15 protein-coding genes and 2 pseudogenes are annotated in these 15,212 nt (G+C 64.4%); 5 read left to right on the plus strand and 12 right to left on the minus strand.

Translation table 11 applies throughout. The features are described 5' to 3' along the window. Window positions 1-158: 158 nt before the first annotated feature. Window positions 159-1,100 carry an aggregation-promoting factor C-terminal-like domain-containing protein gene (locus E3T23_RS10130; protein WP_134370247.1) on the minus strand — a complete coding sequence of 314 codons (942 nt, stop codon included), beginning with the start codon at window positions 1,098-1,100 and terminating at the stop codon, window positions 159-161. A 200-nt stretch (window positions 1,101-1,300) separates the two neighbouring features. Between E3T23_RS10130 and E3T23_RS10135 the strand changes: the two are divergent. Beyond that, window positions 1,301-1,962: pseudogene (locus E3T23_RS10135) on the plus strand (5'-3' exonuclease H3TH domain-containing protein). Window positions 1,963-2,009: 47 nt separating this feature from the next. Here E3T23_RS10135 and E3T23_RS10140 read toward each other — a convergent pair. From E3T23_RS10140 to E3T23_RS10160, 4 genes and pseudogenes are all read right to left on the minus strand, one after another. After that, entirely contained in the window at window positions 2,010-2,447 is a 438-nt protein-coding gene (locus E3T23_RS10140) for an SRPBCC family protein (protein ID WP_420898316.1), read from the minus strand. Between the two features lie 14 nt (window positions 2,448-2,461). Next, window positions 2,462-3,925: a phytoene desaturase family protein gene (locus tag E3T23_RS10145; protein ID WP_134370407.1), complete on the minus strand. Its 1,464-nt coding sequence runs from the start codon at window positions 3,923-3,925 to the stop codon at window positions 2,462-2,464. A 284-nt stretch (window positions 3,926-4,209) separates the two neighbouring features. Next, complete coding sequence (locus E3T23_RS10150) at window positions 4,210-4,614, minus strand: VOC family protein (RefSeq protein ID WP_134370248.1); 405 nt, start codon at window positions 4,612-4,614, stop codon at window positions 4,210-4,212. Window positions 4,615-5,001: 387 nt separating this feature from the next. Then, a pseudogene (locus E3T23_RS10160) lies at window positions 5,002-5,175 on the minus strand (manganese catalase family protein); the annotation flags it as partial. Window positions 5,176-5,552: 377 nt separating this feature from the next. On the opposite strand from E3T23_RS10160, the gene E3T23_RS10165 reads away from it, so the two are divergent. After that, the gene (locus E3T23_RS10165) at window positions 5,553-6,533 is read left to right on the plus strand and encodes a diacylglycerol/lipid kinase family protein (RefSeq protein ID WP_134370249.1); all 981 of its coding nucleotides are present in this window, start codon (window positions 5,553-5,555) and stop codon (window positions 6,531-6,533) included. Between the two features lie 602 nt (window positions 6,534-7,135). Here E3T23_RS10165 and E3T23_RS10170 read toward each other — a convergent pair. Both E3T23_RS10170 and E3T23_RS10175 read right to left on the minus strand, forming a co-directional pair. Further along, window positions 7,136-7,360 (minus strand): hypothetical protein, encoded by a 225-nt coding sequence (locus tag E3T23_RS10170; RefSeq protein ID WP_134370250.1) that lies wholly within the window; start codon window positions 7,358-7,360, stop codon window positions 7,136-7,138. Between the two features lie 359 nt (window positions 7,361-7,719). Next, window positions 7,720-7,992, minus strand: coding sequence for a hypothetical protein (locus E3T23_RS10175; protein ID WP_134370251.1), 273 nt, complete (start codon window positions 7,990-7,992; stop codon window positions 7,720-7,722). Between the two features lie 125 nt (window positions 7,993-8,117). Here E3T23_RS10175 and E3T23_RS10180 point away from each other — a divergent pair, with 125 nt between their 5' ends. Both E3T23_RS10180 and E3T23_RS10185 read left to right on the plus strand, forming a co-directional pair. Then, window positions 8,118-8,666 carry a hypothetical protein gene (locus tag E3T23_RS10180; RefSeq protein ID WP_134370252.1) on the plus strand — a complete coding sequence of 183 codons (549 nt, stop codon included), beginning with the start codon at window positions 8,118-8,120 and terminating at the stop codon, window positions 8,664-8,666. Window positions 8,667-8,751: 85 nt separating this feature from the next. After that, on the plus strand, window positions 8,752-9,540 hold the full coding sequence (locus E3T23_RS10185; protein ID WP_134370253.1) for a hypothetical protein: 789 nt from the start codon (window positions 8,752-8,754) through the stop codon (window positions 9,538-9,540). Between the two features lie 73 nt (window positions 9,541-9,613). On the opposite strand, the gene E3T23_RS10190 is transcribed toward E3T23_RS10185, so the two are convergent. From E3T23_RS10190 to pdhA, 5 genes are all read right to left on the minus strand, one after another. Beyond that, window positions 9,614-9,991, minus strand: a complete 378-nt coding sequence (locus E3T23_RS10190; protein WP_166806270.1) for a transferase — start codon at window positions 9,989-9,991, stop codon at window positions 9,614-9,616. 150 nt (window positions 9,992-10,141) lie between these two features. Beyond that, entirely contained in the window at window positions 10,142-10,927 is a 786-nt protein-coding gene (locus E3T23_RS10195) for a (S)-acetoin forming diacetyl reductase (RefSeq protein WP_134370255.1), read from the minus strand. 65 nt (window positions 10,928-10,992) lie between these two features. Then, window positions 10,993-12,321 carry a dihydrolipoamide acetyltransferase family protein gene (locus tag E3T23_RS10200; RefSeq protein ID WP_134370256.1) on the minus strand — a complete coding sequence of 443 codons (1,329 nt, stop codon included), beginning with the start codon at window positions 12,319-12,321 and terminating at the stop codon, window positions 10,993-10,995. Then, a complete protein-coding gene (locus tag E3T23_RS10205) occupies window positions 12,318-13,331 on the minus strand; it encodes an alpha-ketoacid dehydrogenase subunit beta (RefSeq protein WP_134370257.1) in 1,014 nt (337 codons plus the stop codon). The genes E3T23_RS10200 and E3T23_RS10205 overlap by 4 nt, the downstream gene beginning before the upstream one ends. Continuing rightward, window positions 13,328-14,464: a pyruvate dehydrogenase (acetyl-transferring) E1 component subunit alpha gene (gene pdhA, locus E3T23_RS10210; protein ID WP_134370258.1), complete on the minus strand. Its 1,137-nt coding sequence runs from the start codon at window positions 14,462-14,464 to the stop codon at window positions 13,328-13,330. Before pdhA ends, E3T23_RS10205 begins: the two co-directional genes overlap by 4 nt. Window positions 14,465-14,597: 133 nt before the next feature. Between pdhA and E3T23_RS10215 the strand changes: the two genes are divergently transcribed. Next, window positions 14,598-15,209: a TetR/AcrR family transcriptional regulator gene (locus tag E3T23_RS10215; protein WP_134370259.1), complete on the plus strand. Its 612-nt coding sequence runs from the start codon at window positions 14,598-14,600 to the stop codon at window positions 15,207-15,209. Window positions 15,210-15,212: the final 3 nt, after the last annotated feature.

The raw sequence follows: 15,212 nt of genomic DNA on the forward strand, positions 1-15,212 counted from the left end.
GCCCCGACGCGCAGCAACGCGTCGGCTGCTCGAAGTCGCTCGTCAGGGCCGGCACGGGAGGGCTGTCACGGTTTGCGGACCGCGCACGACGGCTGACGGGCGATGGGACGATCCCCAGATGCCCGGATGAGGGGAAATCCGATCGGATCAGTACCAGATCAGTACCAGTTGTTGGCCTCGGAATGGGCCCAGGCACCGCACGGGGTGCCGTACCCGGCCTCGATGTAACCGAGGCCCCAGGAAATCTGGGTGGTCGCGTTCGTCGCCCAGTCGGATCCCGCGGTCGCCATCTTGCTGCCGGGCAGGGCCTGCGGGATGCCGGTGGCTCCGCTCGGGTTGTACGCCGTGTACGACCAGCCGGATTCCCTGGTCCAGAGGTCCACGAGGCAGGAGAATTCCGACTCACCCCAGCCGTACTTCGAGGCGGCCATTGCCTGCGCCGTCGCTTTGGCTTCGGCGGGCGAGTTGCCGCCGGCGACGGGCTGGGTCGCCACTGCCACATCGGCAGCGCGCGCAGCAGCGCCGGCCTCAGCCCGGGCGGCAGCCTGGGCTTGGGCTTGGGCTTGGGCTTGGGCCTGGGCGGCAGCCTCGGCCTGGGCGCGAACGGCTTCTGCTGCTGCGGCCTCGGCAGCAGCGCGGTCTACCTCGGCCACCGCCGAGCGGGCCGCGACGGTCGCTTCCTTAGTCTGCCCGGTCAGCTCGATGACGGTGTCCGTCTCCAGCGACTTGTAGTCCCCGAGCGCGGCAACGGATGACGCCAACGGGGTCGGATCCACCTTGTTCGCCATGGTGGTGATCACCGTTCCGGCGTCAAGGAGGGTGCTCTCCGCATGGCTGTGGGCCGTCTTTGTGGCGATGGCGGAATAGACACTGAGCTGCTCGTGCCGAAGCCCCGTGCTCTCAGAGAGCTCCGCCGTGGCGGCGACGTTGGCGGAACTGGCCGCGGATGCCTGCGACACCGCGCCGATTCCCACGATCATTCCGAGGAGGCCGAGCGCCGCTCCGGTTCCGAGAGCGACGGACCTGGTGTGCGAACGTTTGCGTTTGGCGTTGATTTCGCGGCGGGCGGACAGAGGTGAACGGGGTGAAGCAAAGCGCATGACTTCCAAAAAGCGATGCGGCCGGGCTATGTGATCCTCGGCGCACCTGATCGGTGGACTCACGGCGAGAGGCAACCGTGCGGACGAAGTTTCCAGTGTGCACGCACTTCCTGAACAAATGCTCATTTAATGCTGGCAAACTCATCAGAGCTTCGGCGCTGTGGGAGGATGCCGCCGTGACCGAATCACGCCAGCGCCGGATGCTCCTCGACACCGCTGGTCTGTACTTCCGGGCGTTCCACACGGTTCCCGACACCGTGAACGCATCGAACGGGATGCCCATGAACGCTGTTCGGGGACTGCTCGATATGATCGCGCGGCTCGCCTCTGAGTTTCAACCGAGCGAAATCGTGGCCTGTTGGGACGACGACTGTTCCAGGTCGTCGACGACTCCCGCAACGTGCGGGTGATCTATACCGGCCGCGGCATGGCCCGGCTGGAGATCCTCACCGACGCCACCCTGACCGCCAAGACCGGGGCGGCCCCCGCGCAATACGCTGACTTCGCCGCCATGCGCGGCGATGCCTCCGTCGGACTGCCTGGCGTGGCCGGCCTGGGTGAGAAGACCGCGGCGACGCTACTGGCGGACTTCGGCGACCGGGACGGAATCCTGGCGGCCGCCGCCGATCCGGGTTGCCGGCTGGGCGCGGCCGTGCGCGCGAAGATTCTGGGAGCCGCGGACTACCTCACGGTGGCCCCGGCCGTGGTGAACGTGGTGCGCGACCTCACGCTGCCGGCGTTCGACGCCCGCATCCGCTCGCGCACGCCCGAACAGGTTGCCGAGCTGGAGCGACTGTCGACCGAAAGGGGGCTGGCGCCCTCGGTGAAGCGCATTCGAAGCGCCTTCGACAGACTGGCCTGACCGGTCTCGTGACCGCGGAGTGTCAGGCGGGCCGGTGGAGCACGCGGCTATGCGGTCCCGGCGCCGCCCTCGGCGAGGAACGCGAGCCGGCGCAGAGTCTCCACATTTCGCGTCCTGATGACCGAGTCGCGCAGGAACAGGGGCACGAACCGGCCGGGGCCGGCGGTGGCCTCCTCCGTGATGCGTACGACGCATCCGTCGCCTCGTGCCTTCACGTCCAGGGCCACATGGGCCTCACCGATCGGCCAGCCACGGGCCTTGAACAGCGCGTGCCGGGGTGGGTCCCACTCCAGAGCAGACGTGGAGTCGTCGATCAGGGCCGGCCAGACGCCCACCGAGTGATGGATGGCGCTTCCTGGTGTCGGCCACGCCGCGTCGACGTTGCGCATGCGGGATGCTCCGACGACCCAGCTCGGGTACAGCCAGCCGTCTGCCAGAACGGTGAATACGTTCTCGGGTGGGCAGTTCATGCTGCGGTAGTTCACGGCCACAGTGTCACCTATTTCTCGTTGGTCGGGGACAGATCGGGGACTGTGCGCACCCCGAGTTCGGATCGCAGTGCGCTCAGGGCCGCGTGCCAGCCGGCCAGTCCGTGCACGCCGGGGCCCGGCGGTGTGGACGATGAACACAGGTACACGCCGTGCAAGGGGGTGCGCCATGGGTCCGGGGAGAGAACCGGTCGACGCACGAGTTGGGTCAGACTAACCTCTCCGGCCGAGATGTCACCGCCGACATAGTTGGGATTGTGCTGTTCCAACTGCGTCGCGGTGCGCCCCGCGCTGGCCAGGATCGTGTCGCGGAAACCCGGGGCGTAGCGCTCGATCTGACGCACGATCGCTTCGGTCTGATCGATGGTGGAGCCGCGCGGAACATGCGTGTACGCCCAGAGGGTGTGCTGCCCGGCCGGAGCGCGACTGGGGTCGATCCCGCTGGGCTGGGACACGAGAACGTACGGCTCCTCGGCGTGCCGACCGCGAGCGACGGTGTTCTCGGCACGCCGGATCTGCGCCCGGGTACCGCCCACGTGCACCGTTCCCGCCGCCCGCAACCCGGTCGCCTGCCAGGGCACAGGATCCGACAGCGCGAAGTCGACCTTCGCGACGCCGTTGCCGTAGCGGAAGGCGCGCAGCCGTCTCGCGTAGGCGTCGGGCAGCTCACCCTCGGCGAGCCGCAGCAGCGCCCGAGGCGTGAGATCAAGCATCACCACGCGGGCCGGCGGCAGGTCGCTCAGCCGCCGCACCTCGGTCGACGTGACGATCTCGCCGCCGTGAGCGAGCAGGTCGTCGACCAGCGCGGTCACGATCGCGCCACTGCCGCCGACCGGGATCGGCCAGCCGCCCGCGTGCGCATACGTGGCGAGGGTGAGGCCCGCACCCGCGGTGGCGAGGCTCGGCAGCGCCCTGATCGTGTGTGCACTGACGCCGGTGAGCAGGGCGGGTGCGGTCTCCCCCGAGAAGCGCAGGTCCCAGAGCGGGCTGCTGCCCTGCTCGAGAACGCGCAGGCCGAAACGCAGGGCCGTGACCGGATGGTTCGGCAGCCGCAGAAGCTGCGCGCCGGTGAACTCCGCCACCCGCTCGGAATGAGCCACGAGGGGCGCGAAAAGCCGGTTCCAGGCCGCGCCGTCCCGGCCCAGCTCGGCGACGGTGCGCGTGAGGCTACGGTAGGCGAGGCCGGCGGTGCCGCCCGGCAGCGGGTGCCCGTAGGAGACCTCCGGAACGGCCAGTTCGATCCGGTCCGCGAGCCCGAATCGTTGGAAGAATTCCGAGGCCAGGGCGAGCGGATGCACGGCGGAGCAGACGTCATGGTGGAAGCCGGGCAGGGTGAGTTCCGCCGTGGCGGCACCACCACCGACGCGGGCGGACTTCTCGTAGACGCGCACCGAGAGCCCGGCCCGGGCCAGGGTAATCGCGGCGGCGAGGCCGTTGGGCCCGGAGCCGACCACGATCGCGTCGACCTCCGCCACTCCCCGCCGCACAGTCACCACGTCACTCTCCACTCGTCATGGGAACAGTCTCCCCCTGACTTGGCATCAGACCAATCAAGCGCCCCCGGGTGTTGAGTTCAGGTTGGTGACTTCTGGGTCGGTCGGCTCCACGATCGGTGATCGTCGGGTACTACGAGGATGGTCCGAACCTGGTGACCATGGCGATGAAGCCAGGGACTCCTCTCGTCGGCCACCATGGGCGGCAAAGCCCAGAGGGGTGCCTGGAGGGCGGCCATCTGCATGGTCTCACGAGCACGAGTCTGTTACTCACGCCCAGATTCGTATCCGATGAGCCAGTGGAGTCCATGACGGTCGATGACCTGTCCGTCCGAAGCGCCCCAGGGCTTTGGGGCAAGCTGGTCAACGATCTGGCCGCCGACTGCGAGTTTGTCGAACCACTCATGGAGAACTTCGGGTTCGGCGGTCCCCAGCAAGGAGAGCCTGATGCCTTCAAGCCGGACACTCTTCTCGCCTGCTGCCGCATCAGATCCCATCACCGCAACTACGCCGTCGAGCACGCCGTGAGCTATGGCATTCGGCGGGCCGTCGCTGCGACCGAAATCCTCGTAGGTGTGAAGGGAGAGCTCTCCACCGAAAACATCTGCATAGAAGCCGAGCGCTTCGCGCGCTGTACCGGGAAAAGTGACATAGATCTGTGGCGACGTCATGTGCAGAGCATACAGATCGACCAACCACGGATCTTCGTCTTGTTATTGAGGACATCAAGAGCGTGAGGCGATCCAGAAACGACCGTGGAATGGGGAGTTTGAAGGGTGGAGGGCCCCACACCAACGACAATGCCGGAACACCACTAGCTATGCCCGAAAGGACCTACCGTGGTCTACGAACGGGAGCGTGAGCGGCGAAACGATGCAGTGTTCGCCGAACACAAGAGCGCCGTCGCTGCCGGGGAGAAGCGTGTTTTCCGCACGACCAGCACCGGCGAGCTGCACAGCTATCCAGGTGATGAGATCGGGTTCAGCCCCGGCCGCGGCCAGGTTCAGGTCAGCACGTGGTGGGGTATGGGATCATCATGGTCTTCCTCGGAATCATGTTCGGTACGGCATCGCTGCCGCACCTCGAAAATTCATCGCCGGAAACAGGTAGTGCATCATGGTGCGCATCTCACCGAACTGGCCGCCCAAACCTTGCTGAATAGTATTCGCAGCCGCGAGATCAGGCTCATCCTGCTCGATGTCGTGAATATGGTGTTGCACGTGAAAATGCATATTCATCCCTGTGGATCGTCGACGAAAACACCGGACCGGAAAATCTGTCGTCCGGAAACCCGAAACTAGCTCCATACGGTGCCGCCGGATTTACACCCACGCTGACGCCGAGTTTCGCGCGACGGTATTGAAGTGCAATCGCGCCTGCCCGGCACGTCCCACCTCGAGGAACCGGATGACGAGAACGTGGCTGCGCGTGCACGCCAGGCTGTCCGAAGTCATGGCGTGACGAAGTTGACTTGATCCCCCGGTGGACAGCCGGAATTGTTCGCGTCTGCACTGATCCTGAGTTGCTCGTCCCAGAAGCGCACAGATTTAGGTCCGCGCCCTTGGTGACGGGCACGTCATACCGATCCGGCGTGACCTACACTGGCGCAATGAATGCTGTCACACCTCAGACCGCCGCTGTCATCTTCAACCCCGTCAAGGTTGATCTCGACGTGCTCAAGGGCGCCGTGAATGCGGAAGCTGCTGCCGCGGGGTGGGCTGAGAGTGTCTGGTTTGAAACGTCCGTCGACGACGTCGGCCAAGGCGTGACCGCTGAAGCGCTTCAGCTTGGCGTTGATTTGGTTATCGTCGCCGGCGGTGATGGCACCGTGCGCGCGGTCGTCGAGGCTGTTTGTGGGCATGACGTGCCCGTTGCGCTTGTGCCCTCAGGCACGGGCAACCTTCTCGCCCGCAATCTGAAGATGACGCTCAACAATCTTCCCGAAAGCGTGCGCATAGCCTTCTCCGGTGAGGATCGCGCCATTGATTTGGGCATGATTCGTATTGAGCGCGAAGACAAATCCCGTGATGAGCATGCTTTTGTGGTGATGGCCGGTTTGGGTCTCGATGCGAAGATGATCACGAACACCGACGAAGATTTGAAGAAGAAGGCAGGGTGGGCGGCGTACGTGCAAGCCATTGCCACGTCTTTGCGCGACCCGGATGAACTTCATCTGCGATTCAAAATCAACGATGACGCAGCCAAACGCGCGACGGTTCACACCCTTATTATCGGCAACTGCGGGTCACTGCCGGCCAACATTCTGCTGATGCCCGAAGCGGTGCTGGACGACGGATTGTTTGATGTGATGATGACCCGACCAGGCGGCGTTCTGGGATGGATTCGAGTATGGGTGAAAGTGGCCTGGACAAACGGCATTGTTCGTCGAACAAAGGCGGGCAGAGCCCTCGCCGGGGAACGAAAAAACGATGGCGACCTGCGCTATGAAACCGGCTCGCAGTTCACCGCCCGCTTCTCCCGACCGGAGGAAATCGAACTCGACGGCGACGGATTCGGCAAGGCGATCGCATTCAAAGCTTGGATCGAGCCCCGCACACTTCGCGTGCGTACATCTGTCACCAAGGATTGAACGCCGTCAGCGGTGTCCCGGTGCCACTTGAGGACCGCAAGAACCATCACAGGCAGCCAATTGAGCGATAGAGCTGCTTCGTTTCTTCGGCATGCGTACCCATCGGACGGTGCTGAACATCGTTTGGTTAGTGTGCGGATATTGCGGAAGTCTCGCCGCGGAACACGTAGTTTAGAAATCTCTCAGACTGACAACTCTTCTTCATCCGGTTATGCCCGATGTCGACAACTTACATAACGCTTCTGTCGAGTGCGGCTCGGTGGTACCGCGAGTCTGGCCTTGACCTCATGCGCGCCGCTGATCGGCGGGCAGGCAGGCTGGCCAGCACCTTCGAAAGTGCATCCGTTTGCAGGAGCGTTTCTACAACCTGAAACGGCCCGTTGTACCGAGTCTCGGGTGTGCTGTCAGCAAGCGGGATCGTAAGCGATAGCCGCAATCGCAGCCGAACCATGCTCTTGTTCCGCACGACCCGTCAAATTGATGCGTGTGAACGGCGTGGAGAGCCATCACGTCCTCGCCGACCGGGCTGCCCGTGGCAGCGTACGGCAACGCCGCCCGGTGATCGAAAACATTCATCGGATCTCGCACACGCGTGAACGCGGTCATGCGCTCACCAGCCGGGCGGATCCGGACTCTGCCCTTGATGACAAGTGCGTGACCACATCCCGAAGCGCTGTGAAGGTTGACCAGCGCATACCGCCGCCGATTTCCATCAACTCGAAACTCTCGTTTCGTTGCTCCACACAGCCGAGGAGTCCCCCCAAACTGCCTAGTCGAGGCTCGCGGCGCACCAGCCAACCGTACGCAAAAACCTGCGTGATGGACATGCCATGACTAGAGCAATAATTCGCCGCGTCTTCGGTTGGATCGGCAGACGTCGTGCTATCGGATGCACCCTCGGGGCCTGGGCAACGCCAACTCTCACGCACTTATGCTCCTCGGATCGTTGCGGATTAACCGCTGCCGAGGTCTGGGGCAACAATTTGACCCTAGCGCCCAGCTTTGAGCACCTGATGAAAGCAGGCGTTCTCGACGACGGTGGCAACCGTCGCATCGAAGCCACGGCGGGTGAGATTCGGGATGCTCCGGCAAACTTTATGGAGCAGGAGGTCCCCTGCGCGGAGCGCAGGGGACCTCCTGTATGGACGCCGCGTCAATGGCGGGTCCGGTATGCGCAACGAGTTAGCTAACGGCGGTCGTCGCGCTCGTCACGGTCATAGTTCTCGCGGCTTCCCGATTTGGCCAGGCCGCGGCTGATCATGTAACCGATGGTGAGGAGCGTTGCGAACAGCCACACGGAACTGGCGCCGAAGCCTTGTCCGTCGTCTCCGTTATCGACCATGGCGGATGCGATGAACATCGCGACGAGGAGCAGGATGTAAGCGATGAATTCGGTGGTCTTGAAAGCAGCCTTCGTCTCGGTTGAAACGCGAGCGATGCGCCATCGGTGACTGGGCAAGGCCAACTCTCACGCATTTATGCTCCCCCGATAGCTGCGGATATACCGCTGCCGAGGTCCGGGGCAACGATTAGACCTTAGGGCGGAGATGCCTGTGAGTCACTCTCGGTCATCATCAGGGACTGTTGATATTCCACAGCTTCGCAGAGTCTTCAGGGTTACCTGTTCCCTTCGGCTCCCTCGAGATTCCGGGAGGGCCGGTCAGCCCGAGCCGCGACGCTCTCGAGAGAGCTGAGATCGAATTCACGGATGCTCAGCTTCGCATCGGGCACTGTACCCAGCACCTCCGCAATCGCAACCTCGCCGTTGGCGGGATTGCGCACCGCCAGGACCTGCCGGGGCACGCCAGCAAAATCTTCGACGGCATCGAGAAGTATCCCGAGTTCGCACGATTCATCATCTGGTACCAGCTCGAAGGATCGGGCACTCCCAACCCTGCGCTGGTCGAGACCACCGCCAAGAAGATCGCGACGAAAATCGCAGGGATACGGGCGGCGCAGGCTGCAGGCATCGTCACCAGCAAGTTCGAGCCGATCGAATTGCTCGGCCTGGTGCTTCAGCTGGCCAGCAGCCGGAGTGATGGCACGCCGGAGTTCGTCGCGCGAGCCCCCACATATTCACGCACCAAGCGCAGGCAACTGTTCGTGGATGCCGTTACGGCCTTCGTGGAATAAGGGAATAGTGGATGTCGAAGCACACAAACCGATTCACAGGAGCATCGCCCGACTGCCAGCGCGGAGCGAACCAGAGGAGTGCACCATGCGTGCAACCAGCGAAAACAACAGCAGCAACGCGTCGGTGGAGACCGTCGCTGGGAACACCAGTCCGGCGGCGTTCCGTGCCGGTGGAATCGCGGTCGTCATTGCCGGGCTCGGAGGCCTCACATGGTTTGCGCTCGAGCTCCTGCCGCCAGTTCTCGGCTTCGACGACACCGACAACCCTGCGGTGAGCCTCGATTATCTGCGCCAGTATCCGCAGTTTTACCCCCTCGCCGGGGTTGTGCTCTTCACCATGGCAATCGCGTTCGTCGTGGCGAGTTTCGCCGTCTCAGATGCGCTTGCACCACGCACAAGCAGCATCACTCGCCGAAGCCTGAGCGCACTCGGTCTCATATCGGCTGCATTCCTCTTCATGCACGGGGTTTTGCGCGCATCGGTGGGGCCGTTGCTCTACATCGACGGGATGAACAGCCGATGGGGCGAGTCCGTCTACCTCACCATTCAGATGTTGGGAACCCACGGTTTCGCCCAAGCGAGCCTCCTCACACTCTGCGTCTGGGCCGTGGGCATCAGTGTCGCCGGGGCGCGCTCCCACGTCCTGCCGATCTGGCTATGCGTCCTGGGAATCGTCACCGGCCTCCGGATCGTGATGCTCATCGCCGGTCCTCTCCTGACGGCAACAAGTATCGACTTGCCCGAGGTTGTCTGGCTGTCCTCGGTGGCACTGATCCCGCTGGGAATGCTTTGGTGGCTCGGGCTCGGCGTTGTGCTGCTGGTCAAGTCCCGCCACAACCGCGAGCAGGGACCGGTCAATTCGGCAATGACATAGCACCCTGCCGAGAGGTTCCCCTAGTGACGTGCCACCCCAACTCCTGAGAGGCGACTCGAAGCTCCGGCGCCGATCAAGCTCGGCCGGTTGACCGTGCACTGACGTCGGTGAATTCCGGGACCTGAATTTCGTGGTCGATCACCGCGCCGTCGGCGATGAACGCCCCGCGGCCGATGTTCGTATGGCTAGCCAAACGCGCCGCGTTGCCAACGATCGCATCGGCGCCGACATGCACATTCGCCCCGACGAAGACCCGAGCGCCAATGATCGCCCCGTGTTCGATCCAGCTCCCCTGCCCGATCCACGATTCAGGCCCGATCTGGGCGTCACTCTCAACATAGGTGGCGCTCGACACGTAGGCACTCGGGTTCACCTTGGCACTCGGTGACACCAGTCCACGCCCATTCTCGTGCCGCCGATACTTCGATACTTCACCCTTCTCCAGTTCCACTTCTACGCTCATTCTTGCCAATTTCGGCCTCCTCGGCTGACGAATTGAATGGTTGTCTCCGGTTTGAATTATTTGTAAGGAAGGCTTTCGGCGCCGCCGAGTCCAGGGACGGGCAATGCTGACGGGAACCACATCAAGCACTCGGGGCGACTAGTTGAAGACCATCCCGCCGTCGACCAGAATCGACTGTCCGGTGACGTAATTGGAGTCGGGTCCGGCCAGGAACGATACGACGCCCGCGACGTCGGCCACCTCGGCGAGGCGGTCTAGGGCAATGCCCTTGGTGAACTGTTCCCAACCCCACGCCTCAGGCCTGCCGTTGTCGGCGGCCAACTTCTTCGCCAGGTTCTCCATCAGGGGCGTCCTCACGATGCCGGGAGCGAAGGTGTTGACCGTGATGCCCAGCGGAGCGAGGTCGCGAGCTGCGGTCTGGGACAGACCACGAATCGCGAACTTCGTCGACGAGTACAACGCCAGGCCGGGGTTGCCGATGTGGCCGGCCTGGGATGCTGCACTGATGATCTTTCCACCGTGTCCGAGTTCCGCGAACGCCTTGGTGGCGGCCTGGATTCCCCAGATCACGCTGTTGTAGTTGATGGAGAAGATCTTGCCGATGCTCTCCTCGGTGATCTCCTCGAGGGGAGAGGTCGGGGCGATGCCGGCGTTGTTGATGATCACGTCGAAGCCACCGAGTTCGGTCACGGTCTGTGCCACAGCGGCGAACACGCTGTTCTTGTCGGCAACATTGACGTGCACGGCGATTGCGCCGCCGGCCTTCCCGCCCAGCGACTCGGCGACGGCACCCGCGGTCTCGAGGTTGAGGTCGGCGATTGCGACCTTGAAGCCGTCAGCGTGGAGCCGCTCGGCGACTCCCCGCCCGATTCCTTGTCCGCCACCGGTGATGAGGGCGACTTTTCCATTATTTGTGCGTGCCATGGTCGTATTTCCTATCTTCTGTATTTGTTGGTTTGGGTGGAGTCGAGCAGGGTCGCCCCTGATCGTCAGGCCAGGATGGTCCACGGATTCTCGATCAGGCGGGTGAGCGTCTGCAGGAACTGCGCGGCCAACGCTCCGTCGATGATGCGGTGGTCTGCGGAGAGCGTGTAGCGCATCCGGTGCCGGGGCAGAATCTCCTCGCCCACGACTACGGCCTCGCGAGCCATGCCGCCGACGGCCAGGATCGCCCCTTCGGGTGGGTTGATGATGGCGGTGAACTGGTCGACGCCGAACATGCCGAGGTTGCTGATCGTGAACGTGCCACCCGACATCTGCGCCGGCGTGAGCTTCTTGGCGTTGGCCAGCGCCACCAGGGCCTTGGCCTCGGTGCCGAGCTGGCTGACCGTCTTCTGGTCCGCATCCTCGATCACCGGCACCACCAGGCCCACGGTGCCGGCAACGGCCACGCCCACGTTGATGCGGTGGTGCACGAGCATTTCGCCGCTGGCGTCGTCGATGTACGAGGCGTTCACCAGCGGATGCTCCCGCAACGCCAGTGCGCTCGCCCGGATGAGCAGGTCGTTGACGCTGACCTTCGGTCGGCCGGCCGCGACCAGCTGGGCGTTGAGGTCGGTGCGCAGCAGCACGAGGTTCTCGGCGTCCGCGGTCGCGGTGACGTAGAAGTGCGGGATGGTGCGGGCGCTCTCGCCGAGCCGGCGAGCGATGATCCGACGCATGCTGCTGAGCGGAACCCCCTCCGAGTCGCGCTTGTCGTTACCCGTGGCCACGGAGGCACCTTGCTCGCCCACCGGTGCGGTCACGACGGCACCAGCCGGCGCGGCGACGGCGTCCGCTTCCTGGACGAGAAGTCTGTCGGTGTCCGCACGGATGATCCGACCGCCGGGCCCGGTGCCGTGCACCTGGCTCAGGTCGAGGTGGTGCTCGCGAGCGAGCTTGCGCACGAGCGGGGACGCGAACAGTCGCTGGCCCTCCGCGGAGGTATCGTCGGCCTGCCCGGCCGGGGCCGCGGCATCCGTCACCGGCGCCGCCTTGAGAGCCGGAGCTGCGGCAGGCACCGGGACGGCCGACACGTCGACACCAGGCACAGCGGCAGCAGAGGCCGAAACAGCAGGCATCGGATCAGCCTCGGCGGTCGGCTTACCGTCATCCAGCAGCGCGATGGCGGCGCCGATCGCGACCTGCTCTCCCTCGGGCACGAGTTGCTTCGACAGAGTGCCGGCGTCGTAAGCCTCGTACTCCATGGTGGCCTTGTCGGTCTCGATCTCCACGAGGATGTCGCCCACCTCGACCCTGTCACCGGGCTGCTTGTGCCACATCGCGATCGCGCCTTCTGTCATGGTGTCGGACAGGCGTGGCATTGTGATTTCGATCATGACTTGTTCCCCCTCGGGTTGCGGCGGCCGACGGCGTCGAGTGTCTGCCGGATAGCGCCGATGACGTCGTCCGCAGACGGCAACGCGGCAGTCTCCAGTGGTTTCGAGTACGGCATCGGCACCTCGGCCATGGCAACGCGGCGAACCGGTGCGTCCAGATAGTCGAAGGCACCGTCTGAGATCGTGGCGGCGATCTCGGCACCGATTCCATAGGTGAGCCAGTCGTCCTCGAGGATGACTGCGGCGTGGGTCTTCATCACGGACTCCACCACGGTCTCGCGGTCGAGGGGACGCAGGCTCCGGAGATCGATGACCTCGATGTCGAGTCCATCGGACTCGGCGAGTTGCTCGGCGACCTGGGCGGCCACGTACGCCATGCGCGAGTAGCCGATCAGGGTGATGTCCCTGCCGTGTCGGGTGACGGCGGCCTTGCCGATCTCGGCCGGGATGTCCTCGTCGGGTACCTCGCCCTTGGTGTTGTACAGCGACAGGTTCTCGAGGAAGAGCACCGGGTCGTCGTCGCGGATGGCCGCGAGCATCATCGCCTTGGCATCGGCGGGGGTGCTCGGGGCGAGGACCTTCATACCGGGCACGAACGCGTAGAACAGTTCGATGTTCTGCGAGTGAGTGGCACCGAGCTGCTGGCCACCGCCGCCCGGGGTGCGGATGACGAGAGGCACGCGCGCCTGCCCGCCGAACATGCCGTAGATCTTGGCGGCGTGGTTCACGATCTGATCGAGCGCGAGCAGGCTGAAGTTGATCGTCATGATCTCCACGACCGGGCGGAGCCCCAGCATCGCGGCACCGATCGCGGCGCCGGTGAAGCCCTCTTCGGCGATCGCGGTGTCCCGCACCCGCTTCTCGCCGAATTCATCGAGCAGCCCGGCGGTGATCTTGTAGGCACCGTCGAAGAGGCCGATCTCCTCACCCATCAAGAAAACGTCGGCGTCGCGGTGCATCTCGGATCGCAGCGTGTCGTGCAGTGCCTGCCGATAGGTCATGATGCTCATCGGGTGATCTCCTGTTCCGGGAATGGTGCCGGCTCGAAGAGGCACTGCCCGGGCAACCTGTGGGAGTCGTTGGCCACAGGTGTGGCGTAGGTGTAGTCGAACAGGGTCGACACGTCAGGGAACGGACTCGCTTCCGCGAAGGCCGCGGCCGCGATGGCTCGCTCGATCGCGTCGTCGTTGATGACGGTGATCTCCGTTTCGGTCAGGAGGCCGTCGTCGACCAGGTGGGCGGCGAAGGTGACCAGGGGGTCGCGTTCCTTGGTGAGCGCAATCTCCTCGGCACCCCGGTACTTGCCGGGGTCGACCACGGAGTGCCCGCGCAGCCGTTCGGTCAGGACTTCGAGCAGGAACGGCTTACCGCCGCGCGCCACCGCAACCGCCCGCTGAGCGGCCTCGAACACGGCGACGGGGTCAAGGCCGTCCACCCGTTCGGCCGCCATCCGATAGGAGAATGCGCGTTTGTACAGCTCGGGCTCGGCCGAGGACTTGTCGACCGTTGTGGCCATTCCCAGCCGGTTGTTGATGACGACGTAGACGATGGGCAGATTCCAGAGCGCAGCGATGTTGAGCGACTCATGGAAGGCGCCGATGTTCGTGGTGCCGTCGCCCATGGTGCACATGACGATCTCATCCACGCCGCGGTAGTCGATGGCGAGTGCCGCTCCGGTGGCCAGCGGAATCTGGCCGCCGACGATTCCGTAACCGCCGAGCATTCGCTTCTCAAGGTCGAACATGTGCATCGAGCCTCCCCAGCCCTTGGAGACGCCGTCTGACCGGCCGAAGAGCTCGGCCATCACGCGATTGGGGTCGATTCCCCGCGTCAGCGCGTAGCCGTGTTCGCGGTAGTTGGTGAACAGGTAGTCGGTGGGCCGAAGGGCTGCCATCAGGCCGACGACGGCGGCTTCTTCGCCCAGGTTGAGGTGGCAATAGCCGCCGATCAAGGCCTGAGTGTAGGCGCGGGCCGCTCGCTCTTCGAAGCGACGGATGAACACCATCTGCCGGTAGAAATCGACGGCGCGCTCCCCGGCGACGGTGTCGGTCCCCGCGGGCTGCTCCGCCACAGCGGTGGGGGTCGTGCCCTGGTGGGCACCGGAGTTCGGGGGCGCCACGGTAGTTCGCTGTCGAGTAGACATAGCGGAACTCCCTTCTCGGCCTTCGTGAGGTCGCGGTTGAGGAGTCGAATCGACTTAATGATACGACGTCGTATCATTCTATAACGACGGGTACCGTGGATGTACAGCGTTATCGACAAACCGAAGGACACCAGTGGAAACCGCGCACCCAAGCCTCGAACGTAAGCGTGGCCGCCCCACCGAGGCCGGTCGCATCGAACGACAGGAGCAAATTCTCGACGCCGCCTTGCCGATATTTCTTGAGCACGGCTACGGCAATGCGACCGTGGACCGGATCGCCGAGGCCGCCCGTGTGACCAAACGCACGATCTACAGCTACTTCGGCAACAAGGACGGCGTCTTCACCGAGATGCAACGCCGCCTGGCTGCGACCGTCAGCGGCGAGGCACTCGATCCCGACAGCCTGGCGACGCTGGCCACACGCATCGTCCTCGCGCTGCACTCCCCACGGATGATCGGCCTGCATCGCCTGGTCATTGCCGAGTCCCTGCGGTTTCCCGATCTGGCCCGCACGTTGCACGACAACGGCGACATGCGGCACGTCGCCCGGCTCGCCGAGCACATCGAACTCGAACACGGCGAAGAGGCCGCCGATCGCGCCGAGGCGCTTTACTCGTTGCTGCTGGGCGAGGATTACCGGCGGCGCCTGCTCGGACTTTTGGAGCCGATTACGGCCGAGGCGGCCGCCACTCACGCCCGCTCCGCGCTTGAGCTCCTCGGGCTCGCGAACGCTGCGAAGCGATAGGCC

The organism is Cryobacterium cheniae, from assembly GCF_004403395.1.
Lineage (GTDB): Bacteria > Actinomycetota > Actinomycetes > Actinomycetales > Microbacteriaceae > Cryobacterium > Cryobacterium cheniae.